We start from the raw sequence: 15,204 nt of genomic DNA on the forward strand, positions 1-15,204 counted from the left end.
GGTGTCTCCTAAGTGAGGAAGTTCTTGAGCTCGAAGACGAGCTTGTGGATGTGGCCCGAGATCACCGGGGTGCCCAGGTCCTTGAATTTCTTGCGGAACCACGGATCGACGCTCTGCACGCCGGAGCTGTTGACCGAGCCGACGGGGATGAACTTCACGCCCGACCGGTACACGGCCTCGATGCCCTCGTAGAGCGGCTGTGAGGCGCCGAACTCGTAGAAGTCGGAGATCCAGACCATCACGGTGTTACGCGGATCGCTGATCTTGGGGCGGGCCATGGCCATCGCGACCGGCCCGTTGTTGCCGCCGCCGAGGTTCGTGCGCATCAGCACCTCGAACGGGTCGTGCACCCACGGCGTCAGGTCGATGGCCCTGGTGTCGTATGCGATGAGGTGCACGTCCACCTTCGGCAGCCCCGCGAAGATCGAGGCCAGGATCGTGCAGTTGACCATGGAGTCCGTCATGGAGCCCGACTGGTCGACGACCACGATCAGCCTGGCCGGCGTGGTGCGGTGCGCGGTCTGCTTGTAGAAGAGCCGGTCGACGTAGAGGCGCTCGTCCTCGGCGCTCCAGTTCGTGAGGTTCTTCCAGATCGTGCGCTGCACGTCGAGGTTGCGGAAGACCCGCTTGGGCGGCACCGACCGGTCGATCACGCCCGCGCTGGTCTTCTCCACCTGGGTACGCAGCACCTCGGCGACCTCGTCCACGTACTTGCGGATCAGCGCCTTGGCGTTGGCCAGCGCCACGCCCGACAGGTTCGACTTGTCGCGCAGCAGCTGCTCGATGAGCGACATGCTCGGCGTGAGCTGCGCGGCCAGCGCCGGGTCGGCGAGCACCTCACGCAGGTGCATGCGCTTGACCAGGTCGCCCTCCAGGCCGGCGAGGACCTTGGCCAGCTCCTCGTTGCCGGGGCTGTGGCGCAACCCGCCCGCCTCGCAGCCCATGCCGCGCTCGAACCAGGCCGCGTCCTGCTTCCAGCTTTCGAGCTGGCCCGCGGTGACGTTGCCCGAGCCGGTCGCGAACACGTTCAGCAGCAGCTTGGAGACCAGCGCCGCGCGGCGCACCTCGTCGCCCGCCGCGTGCTCCTTGTCGGCCATCAGGCCCTCGAACTCGGCGGCCAGGTCGGGGAAGCGCTGCACCAGGTTGTCGACCGACACGCCGGGGTCGAGCAGCGCGAGCGGCAGGCCGAGGTCGCCGACGATGCCGAGGCTGGCGGTCTCCAGCGCGGGCTGCTCGTCGGGGCTGAACAGCCGCGACATCAGCCGCCAGTAGAGCACCTGCCGCCGCGTCTCGTCGGCGCTCTGCCCGCCCGCCTCGGAGGGCATGTCCGTCGTTTCCGTCATCTCTGTCATTTCCGCAGCAGCCGTCCCGCTCGCTCGCGCAGCACCGCGACCACGTCGCCGTTCTTCGCCTCGGCCTTGGCCACCTTGGGGTCGGTGGGGCCGAGCGCCCAGTCGCCGTTGTGCGCGGCGACCGGCTGCTTCTTGACCGACGCCTGCACGGCGAGCGGCTGCAGCGACCACTGCCCGCCGTCCCAGCGCACCAGCCCGATGCACGCCGTGGACGCCTTGAGCAGCGCCGGCGTGAGCGGGCCGCAGGACGGCAGCCGGTCGAGGTCGAGCGGGAGCTTGTTGCCGCCCAGGTCGACGCTCTGGCCGTCGCACTTGTAACCCTCGACGAGGACGGGCTCGGCGATGCGTACGGGATGCCGGTCGAGCGGCGTCACCGGCGGCGGCGTCGCGCCGGCGAGCTGGATCCGCGCCGTGGCGAACGGGTCGCTCTCTTCCGCGGCGCGCGCCCGGTGGTTCTCCCACACGAGGTCGCCGCCGGGCAGCAGCCGCATGTCGGTGATCTCCACGCTGCGGTGCTGGGCCAGCGCGGACAGCAGCACGGGCTGGTCGCGCAGGAGCTTCCACACGGTCGGCCCGACGATGGTGTCCACCTTGGCGGCGGCCATGCTCGCGCGGACCAGCCTCGCGGGCCCGCCGCCGGCCGGCTCGAGGACCGCGTGGATCTGGACGCGGACGACGGTGGCGTGCTCGTGCACGTCGGCACCCAGGATCAGCAACCGACCCGACACCAGCTCGACGCCTCCAGGGCCCCCGGCCCCTGCGGCCCACGTGGCGCCGGGTTGCCCGCTCCCTGCCCCTGCGGCCCGCTCGGCGCCGGGCCCGCCGGCGTGCCAGGGGCCGTGCTGCGACAGCAGCATGGCACGCGTCCACAGGTCGGCCCACCTGCGGGCGGGCAGCCGGTCCATCGTGGCGACCGGGCTCGACGCCCGCAGCTCCGCGGCCAGCCCGTCGAGCAGCACCGCCAGCCCGCGCAGCTCGGGCACGGCCAGCAGCGCCTCGATCGTCTGGTCGGCCGCGGAGACCAGGTCGTGGTCGACGCCGCGCCAGCCGACGATGGCCAGCTCACGCAGCCAGACCCGGCACCCGGCCAGCAGGTTGTCAGGCACCCCCGCGCCGCCGCCCGCCGGCTCGCCGGAAGAGCCGCCCGCCGGACCGTCCGTGGAGCCGCTCGCAGAGTCGCCTCCTGGGGCGGAGGCGAGCGGCCAGGGGGCGCGGGTGCGGCCCAGCGCCGTGTCGAGGCGGGTGAGCAGCGCGTCGTGCACCGCGCCGAACAGCGCGGCCCGCGCGCCCGCCAGCGCCGCCAGGTGCTCGTCGGCGACGGACCCGGCCGTCACCTTCTCCACGGCCTCGGCCACCCGCTCGCCGATGGGGCTGCCCGCCAGCGCGCCCGCCAGGGCGGCCAGCGCCGCGGCCGGCTCCTCGCCGATCCGGGCCAGCCCGTGGGTGAGCGCGCCGTCGAACCCCGCCACCAGGTCGAGCGCCTCACCGACCCCTGCGGGAGCCTCGCCCAGCAGCTCGCTCAGCTGTACGTCGAGCATCACTTCACCGCCCCTGTCGCCGGGAACCAGTGCAGCTCGGCCAGCGGCTCCGTGCTGTCGGGCACCTCCAGGTAGGCGAGGTGGCGCAGGAACCGGCTGAACACGACGGCCGCCGGGGTGCGCTCGACGTGCCCGGTGATCTCGTGCATCAGGTGGCCGCCCTCGGGCACCTCGACCCGCAGGTAGCGGGCCACCCGGTCGAGCCCGTACTGGACGACGGCCTCGTCGGCCAGCATGCGGATGTGCTTGCACGCGTAGCCGTGCAGCGCGCCGCACGGCCGGTTGTTGTTGGTGCTGCAGCTCAGCGCGTGGGTGCCCGCCGTGATCGACGAGACGTAGACCCGTTCGATGTCGGATCCGCTCGACACGACTCCTTGCAGCCGGCCGTCGGCCAGCTCGACGAAGGGCACCTTCGCCAGCTTGCGCGGCTCGACGGGTGGCACCACCCGGGCCACGCTGCGCTGCTCCCACGCGGTTTTGTCCGCGTCCACGACCTCAGAACCTCCCGCCCGCCGGCTCGGGAGGGCAGGCGGAAGTGCCCGCACCCGCGCGGCCGGCTGATCAATTGCCCGGGAACTTACCGGAGGCCACCGACAGACTTCGGGTAAATGATCAAAGCTCCCGGCGAGGGCGGGGCGCGCACGATCGGGAGGGATTGTCCATAATATTGTCCATCAGGACACGGAGGAGGACGGCGTGAGCTCAGGGCCCCCGCACGCGGAGACGCTGACCGACCGGGTCAGGGCGGCCATACTCGGCGGGGACTTCGTGCCCAACCAGCGGCTGGTCGAGGCGGACGTGTGCGAGCAGTTCGGCGCCCCGCGCGCCGCCGTGCGCGAGACGTTCAAGGAGCTCGCCGGCGAGGGGCTGGTCGAGATCCTACGCAACAAGGGCGCCCGCGTCCGGGCGATCTCGAAGGCGGAGGCCGTCGAGATCACGGAGGTGCGGATGGTGCTGGAGGGGCTGTCGGCCGCCAAGGCGGCCGAGCGGGTCACGCCCGAGCAGGCCGCGCGGCTGCGGGAGATCGTCGCCGACATGCGGGCGGCGGTGGAGCGCAACGACCTCGATCGCTACTCGGAGCTGAACGCCGAGCTGCACGCGGAGGTGCGCCGGATCGCGGAGCACCGGACGTCCGCGGCGATCATCGAGCGGCTGGGGGCGCAGGTGGTGCGGCACAAGTTCCGGCTGGCCCGGCAGCCGGGACGGGCGGCGGTGTCGTTGCCGCAGCACGAGCTGATCGTGGCGGCCATCGTGGCGCGCGACCCGGAGGCGGCGCAGACGGCCATGCAGCAGCACCTGCGCAGCGTCGCCAAGGCTTTGGAGGCCGCTCCCGACTGACCTCTCGGGGCCAAGGCCCTGGAGGCCACCCCCGGCCGACGCCTCACGAGGGGATGGTCGGGACGCCGGTGCGGGTGACCTCGTCGAGGGTCGCGGTCGTGGCGCTGGTCATCGTGTGCGGCACGCCCAGCGACTCCAGCATGCGGGTGGCGGCCTCCATCTCGTGCACCCGCCGTACGCCGTGCTGCCCCGCGCCCTGCAGCAGCCGCACCACGAACTCCTCGTCGGCCGACGTGACGGTCTCCACCAGATGCCCCCAGAACCACTCCCCCAGCCCGGCCTCCCCGGCGGCCCGCTGCGCCTCGATGACGAGCGCGCTCAACCCCTTGACCAGCACGCTGCGCAGCAGCTTCCGGGCGGCGGCGTCACCGGGCACGCCCCCGATCGGCGTCACGGACATGCCGAGGCCGCCCGCGAGCGCGGCGAACCGCTCCGCCTCAGGGCCGCTCGCCAGGATCGGGGTGGCGAGGCCCCGCAATGGGACCGGAGCCATGATCGCGCCGTCCACGACCGCCGCGCCGACCGGCTCCAGCAGCTCGGCGAGCTGCCGCTTGTCGCCGGGCGCGCCGGTGGACAGGTCGGCGTAGAGGACGCCCCGCCGCAGGTGGGGGCGGGACTCGGCGCCGGCGCTGCGGCTGTCGGCCCCGGTGGTCACGGCGATGACGACGTCGGCTTCGCGCACGGCGTCGGCGTTGCGGGCGACCAGCGCGAACCCCTCCGCATCGCCTGGCGGGTACGCGGGGTCGTACACGCGCAGCGGCACCTTCCCCGCCAGCCCGACGGCGAGAACGCGACCGACCTCGCCGTAACCGAGCAGTGCCACCCGGGGTGCGTCCATGCCGCCACTCCTTCCTTATGGTTAACAATATTGTGCGATAACAAGGCACAGCTCGCCACATACCCGCCACAACCAGAGAAAGTGTTGACAATATAGTCGCCACGCTCCTAGCGTCAGCGAAGTGACCTCTCCTCGTACCCTGTTGGTGATCAGCGCGCACGCCGGCGACTTCGTCTGGCGCGCGGGCGGCGCGATAGCCCTGGCCACGAGCCGCGGCGAGCGCGCCAAGGTGGTGTGCCTCAGCTACGGCGAGCGCGGCGAGTCCGCGAGGGCGTGGCGCGCGGGCAAGACGCTGGAGGAGATCAAGGCGATCCGGCGTGAGGAGGCGGAGCACGCCGCCGCGGCGCTGGGCGCCGAGATCGAGTTCCTCGACGCGGGCGACTACCCTTTGGTGGAGAGCCGGGAGCTGGTGGACCGGCTGGTCGGCGTCTACCGCGAGGTGGTGCCCGGCGTGGTGCTGACGCACCCGCCGGCCGACCCGTACAACGGTGACCATCCGGCGGCGGCCCGGATGGCGTTGCAGGCGCGGGTGCTGGCGCAGGCCATCGGGTACGACGCGCCGGGCGAGCCGCTGGGCGCGCCGCCCGTGTTCTTCTTCGAGCCGCACCAGCCGGAGCAGTGCGACTTCAAGCCGGACGTGCTGCTCGACATCACGCCGGTGTTCGGCGCGAAGCGCAAGGCGATGGAGTGCCTGCCGGCCCAGCAGCACATGTGGGACTACTACACCGACCTGGCCAGGCGCCGCGGCGTGCAGCTCAAGCGCAACGCGGGCCCGAACCTGGGGCTGGCGCACGACACGATGGGCGAGGCGTACATGCGGCTGTACCCGCAGGTCACGGACGTGCTGTCGTGAGGAACGTGGTCGTCACCGGCATCCCGCGCGCCGACCTCGGCCGGATCGACACGCTGGCCTCGTACGGCGTCGCGACCGTGCACGAGGCGCTGGGCCGCACCGGCTACCTCGGCCCCGGGCTGCGCCCCGCCTGGCCGGGCGCGCGGACGGGCGGGAACGCGGTCACCGTGCTGTGCTGGCCGGGCGACAACCTGATGATCCACGTCGCGGTCGAGCAGTGCCAGATCGGCGACATCCTGGTCGTCACCACGACGTCGCCGTCCACGGACGGCATGTTCGGTGAGCTGTTCGCGACCGCGCTGCGCTATCGCGGGGTGCGCGGGGTGGTGGTCAACGCGGGCGTGCGGGACGTGGCGGAGCTGCGCGCGATGGGCTTCCCGGCCTGGAGCGCGGCCGTCAGCGCGCAGGGCACGGTGAAGGCCACCCCGGGCGCGGTGAACGTGCCGGTCACGATCGGCGGGCAGCTCATCAGGCCCGGCGACACGATCCTCGCCGACGACGACGGCGTGCTCGTCTGCCCGCGCACGGACCTCGACCGGGCCATCGCCGCCTCCGCCGCCCGCGCGGACAAGGAGGCCACCACCCGCGCCGCCTTCCTCAAGGGCGAGCTGGGCCTCGACCGGTACGGCCTGCGCGAGCGCCTGCCGGCGCTGGGCATCACCTACGAGGAGTTCGACGGTGACCGATGAGGGCGTGCGCTGCATGCTGATGCGCGGCGGCACCTCCAAGGGCGCGTACTTCCTGGCGGGGGACCTGCCGGCGGACCCCGGGGAGCGCGACGGCCTGCTGCTGCGCGTCCTGGGCAGCCCCGACCCGCGCCAGATCGACGGCATCGGCGGCGCGCACCCGCTGACCAGCAAGGTCGCCGTCGTCTCGGCCGGCGCGGACCCGTCCGCGGACGTGGACTACCTCTTCCTCCAGGTGGCGGTGGACGAGCCGGTCGTCTCCGCCCGCCAGAACTGCGGCAACATCCTGGCGGGCGTCGGCCCGTTCGCCGTGGAGCGGGGGCTGGTGGAGCCGGGCGGCGACCGTACGGACGTGCGGATCCGCCTGGTGAACACGGGCGGCTTCGCCACCGCGAGCTTCCCGACGCCGGGCGGCCGGGTGGACTACCGGGGCGGCACCGCGATCTCGGGCGTGCCGGGCACGGCCGCGGCGGTCGTGCTGGGGTTCGAGGACACGGCCGGCTCGGCGACCGGCGGGTTGCTGCCGACCGGCCGGGTGCTGGACGTGATCGACGGCGTGGAGGTGACCTGCGTCGACAACGGCATGCCGGTCGTCGTCGCGGCGGCCCAAGACCTGGGGATCACCGGTTACGAGCCGCACGAGGAGCTGGCGCGGGACGCCGCGCTGCTCGACCGGATCCAGTCGCTGCGGCTCCAGGCGGGCGAGCTGATGGGGCTCGGCGACGTGAGCGCCGCGTCGGTGCCGAAGACCACGCTGGTCGCCCCGCCGAGGGACGGCGGCGTGCTGTGCACGCGCACGTTCATCCCGGTCCGGCCGCACGCGGCGATCGGGGTGCTGGGCGCGATCAGCGTCGTGACGGCCGCGCTGCTGCCGGGCGGCGTGGCGGGCCGGCACGCCCGCCTGCCCGGGGGCGGCCGGTTCGACGTCGAGCACCCGACCGGAGGGGGCCGGTTCGACGTCGAGCACCCGACTGTGGGCGGGCGGTTCGACGTCGAGCATCCGACCGGAGGGGGCCGGTTCGACGTCGAGCACCCGACTGTGGGCGGGCGGTTCGACGTCGAGCATCCGACCGGGCACCTGGAGGTGGAGGTGGAACTCGACCTGTCCACCGACCCGCCGACCGCGGTGCGGGCGGCCAACGTCCGCACCGCGCGCAAGCTCTTCGACGGAACGGTCTACCCGCGGGAAGGAAATCCGTGAACGCGCTGCTGCACGACGTCGCCCATCTCGGCCACGTCGAACTGCTCACTCCCCAGCCCGAGCGCAGCCTGTGGTTCTTCACCGAGATCCTCGGCATGACGGCCGCGAGCCAGGACGGCGACTCCGTCCACCTGCGCACCTACGACGACTACGAGCACCACAGCCTGACGCTGACCGCGCACCACACCTCGGGCATCCGGGCGACGGGCCTGCGGGCGAGCAGCCAGGAGGCGCTCGACCGCCGGGTGCTGGCGATCAAGGACGCGGGCCTCGGCATCGGCTGGCGCGACGGCGAGCCGGGCCGCGGCCCCACCTACGCCTTCCGCGACCCCGACGGCCACGAGTTCCGGCTGTACTGGGAGTCGGAGTGGTACGAGGCGCCCGAGGAGCTGCGCCCGGCGCTGAAGAACCAGCCCCAGGCGTTCCCCGGGCACGGCGTCGGCGTGCGCCGCCTCGACCACGTCAACTTCCTGGCCGCCGAGGCCGCGGCGAACGGCGCGTTCGTCCGGGACGTGCTCGGCGCGCGCGTCACCGAGCAGATCATGCTCGACTCCGGCCGCGTCTCGGCCCAGTGGCTGCACTTCGCGAGCAAGTCGTACGACCTCGTCTACACCGACGACTGGTCGGGCTCGTCCGGCCGCCTGCACCACGTCGCCTTCGCCACGAACGCGCGCGAGGACATCCTGCGCGCGGCCGACATCTGCCTGGAGAGCGGCGTCTTCATCGAGACGGGCCCGCACAAGCACGCCATCCAGCAGACGTTCTTCCTGTACGTCTACGAGCCCGGCGGCAACCGCGTCGAGCTGTGCAACCCGCTGACCAGGCTCATCCTGGCCCCTGACTGGCGGACCATCACGTGGACGGAGGCCGAGCGCGCCAAGGGCCAGGCGTGGGGGCTGAAGACGATCGAGTCCTTCCACACGCACGGGACGCCGCCGGTCAGCCCGGCTTGACGGCCTCCCAGGCAGGTTGCTCGCCCGGTGCCAGCTCGACGAAGTCCGGCAGGTCGCGCAGCGCCTCCTCGGCGCCGCCCGGCGTGTACGTGGCGATGATCCGCAGGGGCCGCCACCCCGTGTTGAACGTCGAGTGCATCGTGCCCATCGGGATGTAGACGGCGTCGCCGGCCGTGACCGCGAACTCGGGCCCGTCGCCGACCGTCTGCCTGCCCTCCCCTTCGATGATGTAGAGCACCTCGTCGGAGAGGGGGTGCTGGTGGCGGTCGTGCCCCTTGCCCGGGTTGATCACGACCTCGCCGAACGTGGACGAGGCGCCCGGCACGCTGCCGGGCGTCACGTGCCACTTGATCGAGCCCCAGTCGAAGACCATGGTCGGCACGTCGTCCGGTCTGCGGTGCATGCGTTCTCCTAAAGGCCCTTGAAGGCCCGTAGCTGGTCGGCGATGGCGCGCTCGGCGGGCAGGCGCTCCATGGAGGAGGCGCCGAAGAAGCCCGCGACGCCGCTGGTGCGCGCCTGGATGTAGGCGACGTCGTCGGGCTCGGCGATGGGGCCGCCGTGGCACAGGACGATGATGTCGGGGTTCACGGCGACGGCGGCGTCGCGCATCTCCTGGACGCGCACGGCCGACTCGTCGAGGGTGAGCGCGGTCTTGGCGCCGATGGTGCCCTTCGTGGTCAGGCCCATGTGCGGCACGATGATGTCGGCGCCCGCCCGCGCCATGGCCGTGGCCTGCTCGGGGGTGAACACGTACGGGGCGGTGAGCAGGCCGCGCTCGGCGGCCAGCCGGATCATCTCGATCTCCAGGTCGAAGCCCATGCCGGTCTCCTCCAGGTTCGCCCGGAAGACGCCGTCGATGAGGCCGACCGTGGGGAAGTTCTGGACGCCGGCGAAGCCCATGGCCTTGAGCTGGTCGAGGAACTGCGGCATGAGCCGGAACGGGTCGGTGCCGCAGACGCCGGCCAGCACGGGGGTGTCCTTGACGACCGGCAGCACCTCGCCGGCCATCTCGACCACGATCGCGTTGGCGTCGCCGTACGGCATCAGCCCGGCCAGCGAGCCGCGCCCGGCCATCCTGAACCGGCCGGAGTTGTAGATGATGATCAGATCGGCGCCGCCCAGCTCGGCCGCCTTGGCGGACAGCCCGGTGCCCGCGCCGGCCCCGATGACGAGCCGGCCGCTCTTCTGCTCGGCCCTGAGCCTGCTGAGCGCCTCGTCGCGGTTCATACCGCTCCTTTCCGGATCAGCTCGATCTTTGGGATCGGCTCGATTCCTGCATCAGCCCGATGTCTGGATCAGCCCAGTGTCTGGATCAGCCCAGTGTCTGGATCAGCCCAGTGTCTGGATCAGCCCAGTGTCTGGATCAGCCCGATTTCTGGATCAGCTCGTGCAGCCGGTCGGCGGCGGCGACCGCGAACCGGGGCTGGTTGATGTCGTCGTCGCTGTCCACCACCTGGACGCCGGTGCCCGCCACCGCCTCCGTCACGGCATCGAAGCAGGCGGCGTCGGCCGCGGGGTCGTGGAACGGGCCGCCCTCGACGTCCACGGCGGACACGCCGCCGCGCGGCACGAACAGCGCCACCGGACCGGTGGCGGCGGCCAGCTTGGCGCCGATCTGCCGGCCGATCGCGGCGCACTCCTCCGCCGTGGTGCGCATCAGCGTCACGGTCGGGTTGTGCACCAGCAGCCGCCGCCGCGCGAACCGCTCGGGGACGGTGTCCATCGGGCCGAAGTTGACCATGTCGACCGCGCCCAGGCTGACCACCTGCGGCACGCCGGCGGCCCCGGCGGCGGACAGGCGGTCGGGTCCCGCCGACAGGACGCCGCCCACCAGCTCGTCGGCCAGCTCGGTGGTGGTCAGGTCGAGCACGCCGGCGAAGTAGCCGTCCCTGATCAGGGCCTCCATGGCGCGCCCGCCGGAGCCGGTGGCGTGGAAGACGACCACCTCGTAGCCCAGCTCCTCCAGCCGGGCCCGGGCGGCGGTCACGGCGGGCGTGGTCACCCCGAACATCGTGGCCGCGACCAGGGGCCGGTCGTCGCGCGGCGCCTCGCGGCGGCGCGCGTCGTAGGCGGCGGCCATCGCGGCGATCGCCGCCGCCGCGTTGCCGAGGATGGGGCGGGAGATCGCGTTGATCCCCGCGACGTCGACGACGCTGTACATGAGCGTCACGTCGCTCTGCCCGACGTACGGGGAGACGTCGCCACTCGCCATCGTGGAGACCAGCAGCTTGGGCACCCCGACGGGCAGCGCCGCCATGGCGGCCGCCGCGATCGAGGAGCCGCCGCTGCCGCCGAGCGCCAGCACGCCGCTCAGCCGGCCGCGCTCCCACAGGTCTCTGGCGAGCCGCGCGGCACCGTCGGCCATGACCCGCAGGGCGGCGCCGCGGTCGCCGTCGCTCCTGAGCCGCGCCAGGCTGGCCCCGCCCGCCTCGGCGACGACCTGCGCCGGCACGTCGGCGACCAGCGCGGGCGCGTCGACGGGCAGCCCGGGATCACCCACCACCCCTGCGTCGAGCAGCACCACCTCCTGCCCGGCCGCCGTGACGAGGTCACGCACGTAGGCGTACTCCGCGCCCTTGGTGTCGAGGGTCCCGATCAGTAATACGGCCATGACCGCTCCTCCTCCGGGTTCGCCGCCACAGTGCAGCCTCCCCCGCGGTGCGGGCCGTCACGCCTCTCAGGGCACGTGAGCCTTGATGGCCACACTGGTCAGGGCGAGCAGCAGCGCCAGGTCCGGCTCGGCGTCGACGTACACCGCCACCCAGGCGCGGTCCTCGCACGCCTGCACCTGCTCGCACGTGCTCAGGTAGGGCCGCAGCCGGTCGATGGCCGGGGCCGTCAGGCGCACCTGGATCTCGTCGGCGCCGCTGAGCCGGACGATCTCGGTGCCGCTCACGGCGAACGTCGTGCCGCGCCGGCCGTCGCGCGCCGCGAGCGCGGGCCACGACCTCAGCTCCGCCACCGCTCGGGCCACGTACGGCCCCCGACGTTCAGCCTCCCGCCGCCAGGCGGTCATCCCTGCCACACCTCCATGCTGAGGGATGCGCGTACGCGGCGTCATGGTCCGTTCCGCAACCGTTATCGGGCGTGCACGATCAGCCAGATGGCCACCGCCGTCACGGTGCCGGAGCGGTTGCCGATGATGTGCGGGCGGCTGCACGGGAACGTGACCGAGTCGCCCTCGGCCAGGGTGACGACCTCCGACTCGAACTCGATCGTCAGCTCCCCCGCCGTCACCGTGCCGACCTCGTACCCCTCGTGCCGCAGGAACCGGCCGTGAGCGGTGGAGACGGCGTGCGGCGGATAGGTGGACTCGAAGAACTCGACGTCGGGCGTGGGGCCGGGCGACAACCGCCGGAACGTCACCCCGCCGCCGAGCCGGATCGGCGCCACTTGCCCCGCCCGCCGCACGGCGAGCTCGGGAGCCGGATCCCGCTCCCCGGCCTGGCCCGGCGCGGGCCCGCGCTCCTCCCGCGGGTCGAACACGGCGGCCAGCGGCACCCCGATGGCCGAGGTGTAGGCGATCAGCCGGCTCACCGAGGGCCGCATCGTGCCGCGCTCGATCTGCGACACGGCGCTGGCCGAGATGCCCAGCTCGCGGGCCACCGCCCGCAGCGACTTGCCGGAGCGGGCGCGCAGCTCCCGCAGCCGGCGGCCGAGCCGCTCGCCGCTGACCGCCTCCAGGTCCTCCATGGCTCCTTCACGGGGTGTTAACACGGGCGCAATGCGCGCCCTCGAACCCAGGTGTTAAGTGATGACTTAACACCGTCCGGCGACCTACCCCCCAAGGATGCCGCAGATGACACAGCCCACCGTCGCCCCCGCCCCTTCCTACGACCCCCGGCTCACCAACGAGGATCTGGCCCCGCTGCGCGAGCAGACCTGGTCGTCGTACAACATCTTCGCCTTCTGGATGTCCGACGTGCACAGCGTCGGCGGCTACGTGACCGCGGGCAGCCTGTTCGCGCTCGGCCTGGCGAGCTGGCAGGTGCTGTTCGCGCTGCTGGCCGGCATCATCATCGTCAACGTCTTCTGCAACCTGGTGGCCAGGCCGAGCCAGGTGACCGGGGTGCCGTACCCGGTGATCAACCGCGCCGTCTTCGGGGTGCTCGGCGCGAACATCCCGGCCATCGTGCGCGGCGCGATCGCGATCGCGTGGTACGGCGTGCAGACGTACCTGGCCTCGCAGTCGCTGATCATCATCTTCCTCAAGTTCTGGCCCGCCACGGCGGCGCTGAACGAGCCGAGCTTCCTCGGCCTGTCCGTGCTCGGCTACCTCTGCTACGCCATCCTGTGGGTGGCGCAGGCGGCGGTGTTCTGGCGCGGCATGGACGCGATCCGCCGGTTCGTGGACTGGGCCGGGCCCGCCGTGTACGTGGTCATGGTCGTGCTGGCCGGCTACCTGGTCAGCCAGGCGGGCTGGGAGAACGTCAGCCTGGACCTGTCGCAGGGGCGCAGCCTCGGGTTCGCCGAGTCGATCCCGGTGATGCTGAGCGCGATCGCGCTGGTCGTGTCGTACTTCTCCGGGCCGATGCTGAACTTCGGGGACTTCTCCCGGTACGGGCGCTCGTTCCGGGCCGTCAAGCGCGGCAACCTCCTCGGCCTGCCGGTCAACTTCCTGTTCTTCTCGCTGCTGACGGTGATCACGGCCTCGGCCACCGTGCCGGTCTTCGGCGAGCTGATCACCGATCCGATCCACACGGTGCAGCGCATCGACACGCCGTTCGCGATCCTGCTGGGCGGGCTGACCTTCGTGATCGCCACGGTCGGCATCAACATCGTGGCCAACTTCATCTCACCGGCCTTCGACTTCTCCAACGTCAGCCCGCAGCGCATCAGCTGGCGCACCGGCGGGATGATCGCCGCGGTCGGGTCGGTGCTGCTGACGCCGTGGAACTGGTACGGCAACCCCGACGCCATCCACTACACGCTGGGCCTGCTGGGGGCGCTGATCGGACCGCTGTTCGGCATCCTGATCGCCGGTTACTACGTCTGCGCGCGGCAGCGGGTGGCGGTGGACGAGCTGTTCACGCTGGACCCGGGCGGGCGCTACTGGTTCGACCGGGGATACAACCGCAACGCCGTGTGGGCCATGGTGCTCAGCGGCGTGCCCGCCATCGCCTCGGTCCTGGTGCCGAAGCTGGTCACGGCCGCCGGCCTGGCGTGGATCGCGGACTACAGCTGGTTCCTGGGCTGCGGGCTCGGGTTCGTGGCGATGGTCGTGCTGGAGCGCCGTACGCCGCGGATCGTCCCCGCATGACCCACATCCGCGTGATCAATCCGAACACCGCCCTGGCCATGACCGCCGCCATCGGCCGTCGCGCCAGGGCGGTGGCGTCCCCGGGGACCTCCGTCACGGCGGTGAGCCCGGCCATGGGGCCCGAGTCGATCGAGAGTCACTACGACGAGGCGTTGGCCGTGCCGGGGGTGCTGGCCGAGATCGCGGCCGGCGAGCGGGAGGGGGTGGACGCGTACGTCATCGCCTGCTTCGGCGACCCCGGCCTGGACGCGGCCCGCGAGCTGGCAACCGGCCCCGTGATCGGCGTCGCGGAGGCCGCCATGCACGCCGCCACGCTGGTCGGCCGGCGCTTCAGCGTGGTGACCACGCTGGCCAGGACGACCGGCCGGGCCTGGGAGCTGGCCCACCGCTACGGCTTCGGCGCCGCGTGCGCGGGCGTGCACGCCTGCGACGTCCCGGTCCTGGCCCTGGAGGAGCCGCCGGCCAGGAAGGCGGTGATCGAGCTGTGCGCGGCGGCGCTGGAGCGGGACGGCAGCGACGTGATCGTGCTGGGCTGCGCGGGCATGGCCGATTTCTGCGCGGAGGTGTCGCGGGTCACGGGGGTGCCGGTGATCGAGGGGGTGGGCGCGGCGACCCGCTTCGCGGAGTCGCTGGCGGCTCTCGGCCTGCGGACGAGCACCCGCGGCGAGTACGCCCGGCCGCTGCCCAAGCGTTACTCCGGTTTACTGCGCGATTTCACGATCTGACCGTCACGTATTGACTCGTTCCGCAGGTTGGGGATACCGTCGGCCCATAACTAAAAGGAAACTTTCCTAATAGTTTCCTAGGCATCCCACCCCCTGTACACCCCCCAACCGGATGTCGGAGCATCATGAGACACACCATCCTGAGCAAGGTCCTGGCCGGGCTGGCGGCGTTATCGCTGCCGCTCACCGCGGCCGTCATCGCCCCGCCCACGGCCGCCGCCTCCACCGTGCGGCTCGCCGCCGCCGAATGGGCGGCCTGGACGGCGTACGCGGCGGGCGCGCGCGTCACGTACAACGGCGTCGAGTACGAGTGCGTGCAGGCCCACACCTCCCAGCCCGGCTGGGAGCCGCCGAACGTACCGGCCCTGTGGAAGGTCGCGACCGGCGGCGGCACCGACACCACCGCGCCGAGCGTGCCCGGCAACCTCCGCTCGACCGGCGTCACCGACACCAGCGTCAG

17 protein-coding genes are annotated in these 15,204 nt (G+C 72.4%); 8 read left to right on the forward strand and 9 right to left on the reverse strand.

What is annotated here, in order from left to right; translation table 11 throughout:
- Positions 1 to 8: 8 nt before the first annotated feature.
- From HCN51_RS49760 to HCN51_RS49770, 3 genes are read right to left on the reverse strand one after another with little or no spacing between them, the layout of a single operon-like run.
- Entirely contained in the window at positions 9 to 1,343 is a 1,335-nt protein-coding gene (locus HCN51_RS49760; RefSeq protein WP_168019546.1) for a vWA domain-containing protein, read from the reverse strand.
- Positions 1,344 to 1,348: 5 nt separating this feature from the next.
- Complete coding sequence (locus HCN51_RS49765; protein WP_168019548.1) at positions 1,349 to 2,890, reverse strand: hypothetical protein; 1,542 nt, start codon at positions 2,888 to 2,890, stop codon at positions 1,349 to 1,351.
- Entirely contained in the window at positions 2,890 to 3,381 is a 492-nt protein-coding gene (locus HCN51_RS49770) for a hypothetical protein (protein ID WP_168019550.1), read from the reverse strand. Before HCN51_RS49770 ends, HCN51_RS49765 begins: the two co-directional genes overlap by 1 nt.
- 205 nt (positions 3,382 to 3,586) lie before the next feature.
- Here HCN51_RS49770 and HCN51_RS49775 point away from each other — a divergent pair, with 205 nt between their 5' ends.
- On the forward strand, positions 3,587 to 4,228 hold the full coding sequence (locus HCN51_RS49775; protein ID WP_168019551.1) for an FCD domain-containing protein: 642 nt from the start codon (positions 3,587 to 3,589) through the stop codon (positions 4,226 to 4,228).
- Between the two features lie 43 nt (positions 4,229 to 4,271).
- Here the strand turns inward: HCN51_RS49775 and HCN51_RS49780 are convergent, their stop codons facing one another.
- The gene (locus tag HCN51_RS49780) at positions 4,272 to 5,066 is read right to left on the reverse strand and encodes an NAD(P)-dependent oxidoreductase (protein ID WP_168019553.1); all 795 of its coding nucleotides are present in this window, start codon (positions 5,064 to 5,066) and stop codon (positions 4,272 to 4,274) included.
- Between the two features lie 121 nt (positions 5,067 to 5,187).
- Between HCN51_RS49780 and HCN51_RS49785 the strand changes: the two genes are divergently transcribed.
- The 4 genes from HCN51_RS49785 to HCN51_RS49805 are packed head-to-tail and all read left to right on the forward strand — an operon-like array spanning position 5,188 to position 8,759.
- Positions 5,188 to 5,919, forward strand: coding sequence for a PIG-L family deacetylase (locus HCN51_RS49785; RefSeq protein WP_168019555.1), 732 nt, complete (start codon positions 5,188 to 5,190; stop codon positions 5,917 to 5,919).
- Entirely contained in the window at positions 5,916 to 6,608 is a 693-nt protein-coding gene (locus HCN51_RS49790; protein ID WP_168019557.1) for a 4-carboxy-4-hydroxy-2-oxoadipate aldolase/oxaloacetate decarboxylase, read from the forward strand. Before HCN51_RS49785 ends, HCN51_RS49790 begins: the two co-directional genes overlap by 4 nt.
- Complete coding sequence (locus tag HCN51_RS49795) at positions 6,598 to 7,806, forward strand: 4-oxalomesaconate tautomerase (RefSeq protein WP_346434087.1); 1,209 nt, start codon at positions 6,598 to 6,600, stop codon at positions 7,804 to 7,806. Before HCN51_RS49790 ends, HCN51_RS49795 begins: the two co-directional genes overlap by 11 nt.
- Positions 7,803 to 8,759, forward strand: a complete 957-nt coding sequence (locus HCN51_RS49805) for a catechol 2,3-dioxygenase (RefSeq protein WP_168019559.1) — start codon at positions 7,803 to 7,805, stop codon at positions 8,757 to 8,759. The genes HCN51_RS49795 and HCN51_RS49805 overlap by 4 nt, the downstream gene beginning before the upstream one ends.
- On the opposite strand, the gene HCN51_RS49810 is transcribed toward HCN51_RS49805, so the two are convergent.
- The 5 genes from HCN51_RS49810 to HCN51_RS49830 all read right to left on the reverse strand — a co-directional run bounded on the left by HCN51_RS49810 (position 8,746) and on the right by HCN51_RS49830 (position 12,452).
- Positions 8,746 to 9,162 carry a cupin domain-containing protein gene (locus tag HCN51_RS49810; RefSeq protein ID WP_168019560.1) on the reverse strand — a complete coding sequence of 139 codons (417 nt, stop codon included), beginning with the start codon at positions 9,160 to 9,162 and terminating at the stop codon, positions 8,746 to 8,748. The genes HCN51_RS49805 and HCN51_RS49810 overlap by 14 nt on opposite strands.
- 8 nt (positions 9,163 to 9,170) lie before the next feature.
- Positions 9,171 to 9,986: a phosphoenolpyruvate hydrolase family protein gene (locus HCN51_RS49815; protein ID WP_168019562.1), complete on the reverse strand. Its 816-nt coding sequence runs from the start codon at positions 9,984 to 9,986 to the stop codon at positions 9,171 to 9,173.
- 136 nt (positions 9,987 to 10,122) lie between these two features.
- Positions 10,123 to 11,370, reverse strand: coding sequence for a Tm-1-like ATP-binding domain-containing protein (locus HCN51_RS49820; RefSeq protein WP_168019564.1), 1,248 nt, complete (start codon positions 11,368 to 11,370; stop codon positions 10,123 to 10,125).
- 66 nt (positions 11,371 to 11,436) lie between these two features.
- Positions 11,437 to 11,775 carry a luciferase domain-containing protein gene (locus HCN51_RS49825; protein WP_155128320.1) on the reverse strand — a complete coding sequence of 113 codons (339 nt, stop codon included), beginning with the start codon at positions 11,773 to 11,775 and terminating at the stop codon, positions 11,437 to 11,439.
- Between the two features lie 62 nt (positions 11,776 to 11,837).
- A complete protein-coding gene (locus HCN51_RS49830; RefSeq protein ID WP_168019568.1) occupies positions 11,838 to 12,452 on the reverse strand; it encodes a helix-turn-helix domain-containing protein in 615 nt (204 codons plus the stop codon).
- 106 nt (positions 12,453 to 12,558) lie between these two features.
- On the opposite strand from HCN51_RS49830, the gene HCN51_RS49835 reads away from it, so the two are divergent.
- The 3 genes from HCN51_RS49835 to HCN51_RS49845 all read left to right on the forward strand — a co-directional run.
- Positions 12,559 to 14,019, forward strand: coding sequence for an NCS1 family nucleobase:cation symporter-1 (locus tag HCN51_RS49835; RefSeq protein WP_240974063.1), 1,461 nt, complete (start codon positions 12,559 to 12,561; stop codon positions 14,017 to 14,019).
- The gene (locus tag HCN51_RS49840) at positions 14,016 to 14,744 is read left to right on the forward strand and encodes an aspartate/glutamate racemase family protein (protein WP_168019581.1); all 729 of its coding nucleotides are present in this window, start codon (positions 14,016 to 14,018) and stop codon (positions 14,742 to 14,744) included. Before HCN51_RS49835 ends, HCN51_RS49840 begins: the two co-directional genes overlap by 4 nt.
- A gap of 125 nt (positions 14,745 to 14,869) precedes the next feature.
- On the forward strand, positions 14,870 to 15,204 hold a 335-nt coding region (locus HCN51_RS49845), incomplete at its 3' end, for a carbohydrate-binding protein (protein WP_346434088.1).

This window comes from Nonomuraea composti, from assembly GCF_012034275.1.
Lineage (GTDB): Bacteria > Actinomycetota > Actinomycetes > Streptosporangiales > Streptosporangiaceae > Nonomuraea > Nonomuraea composti.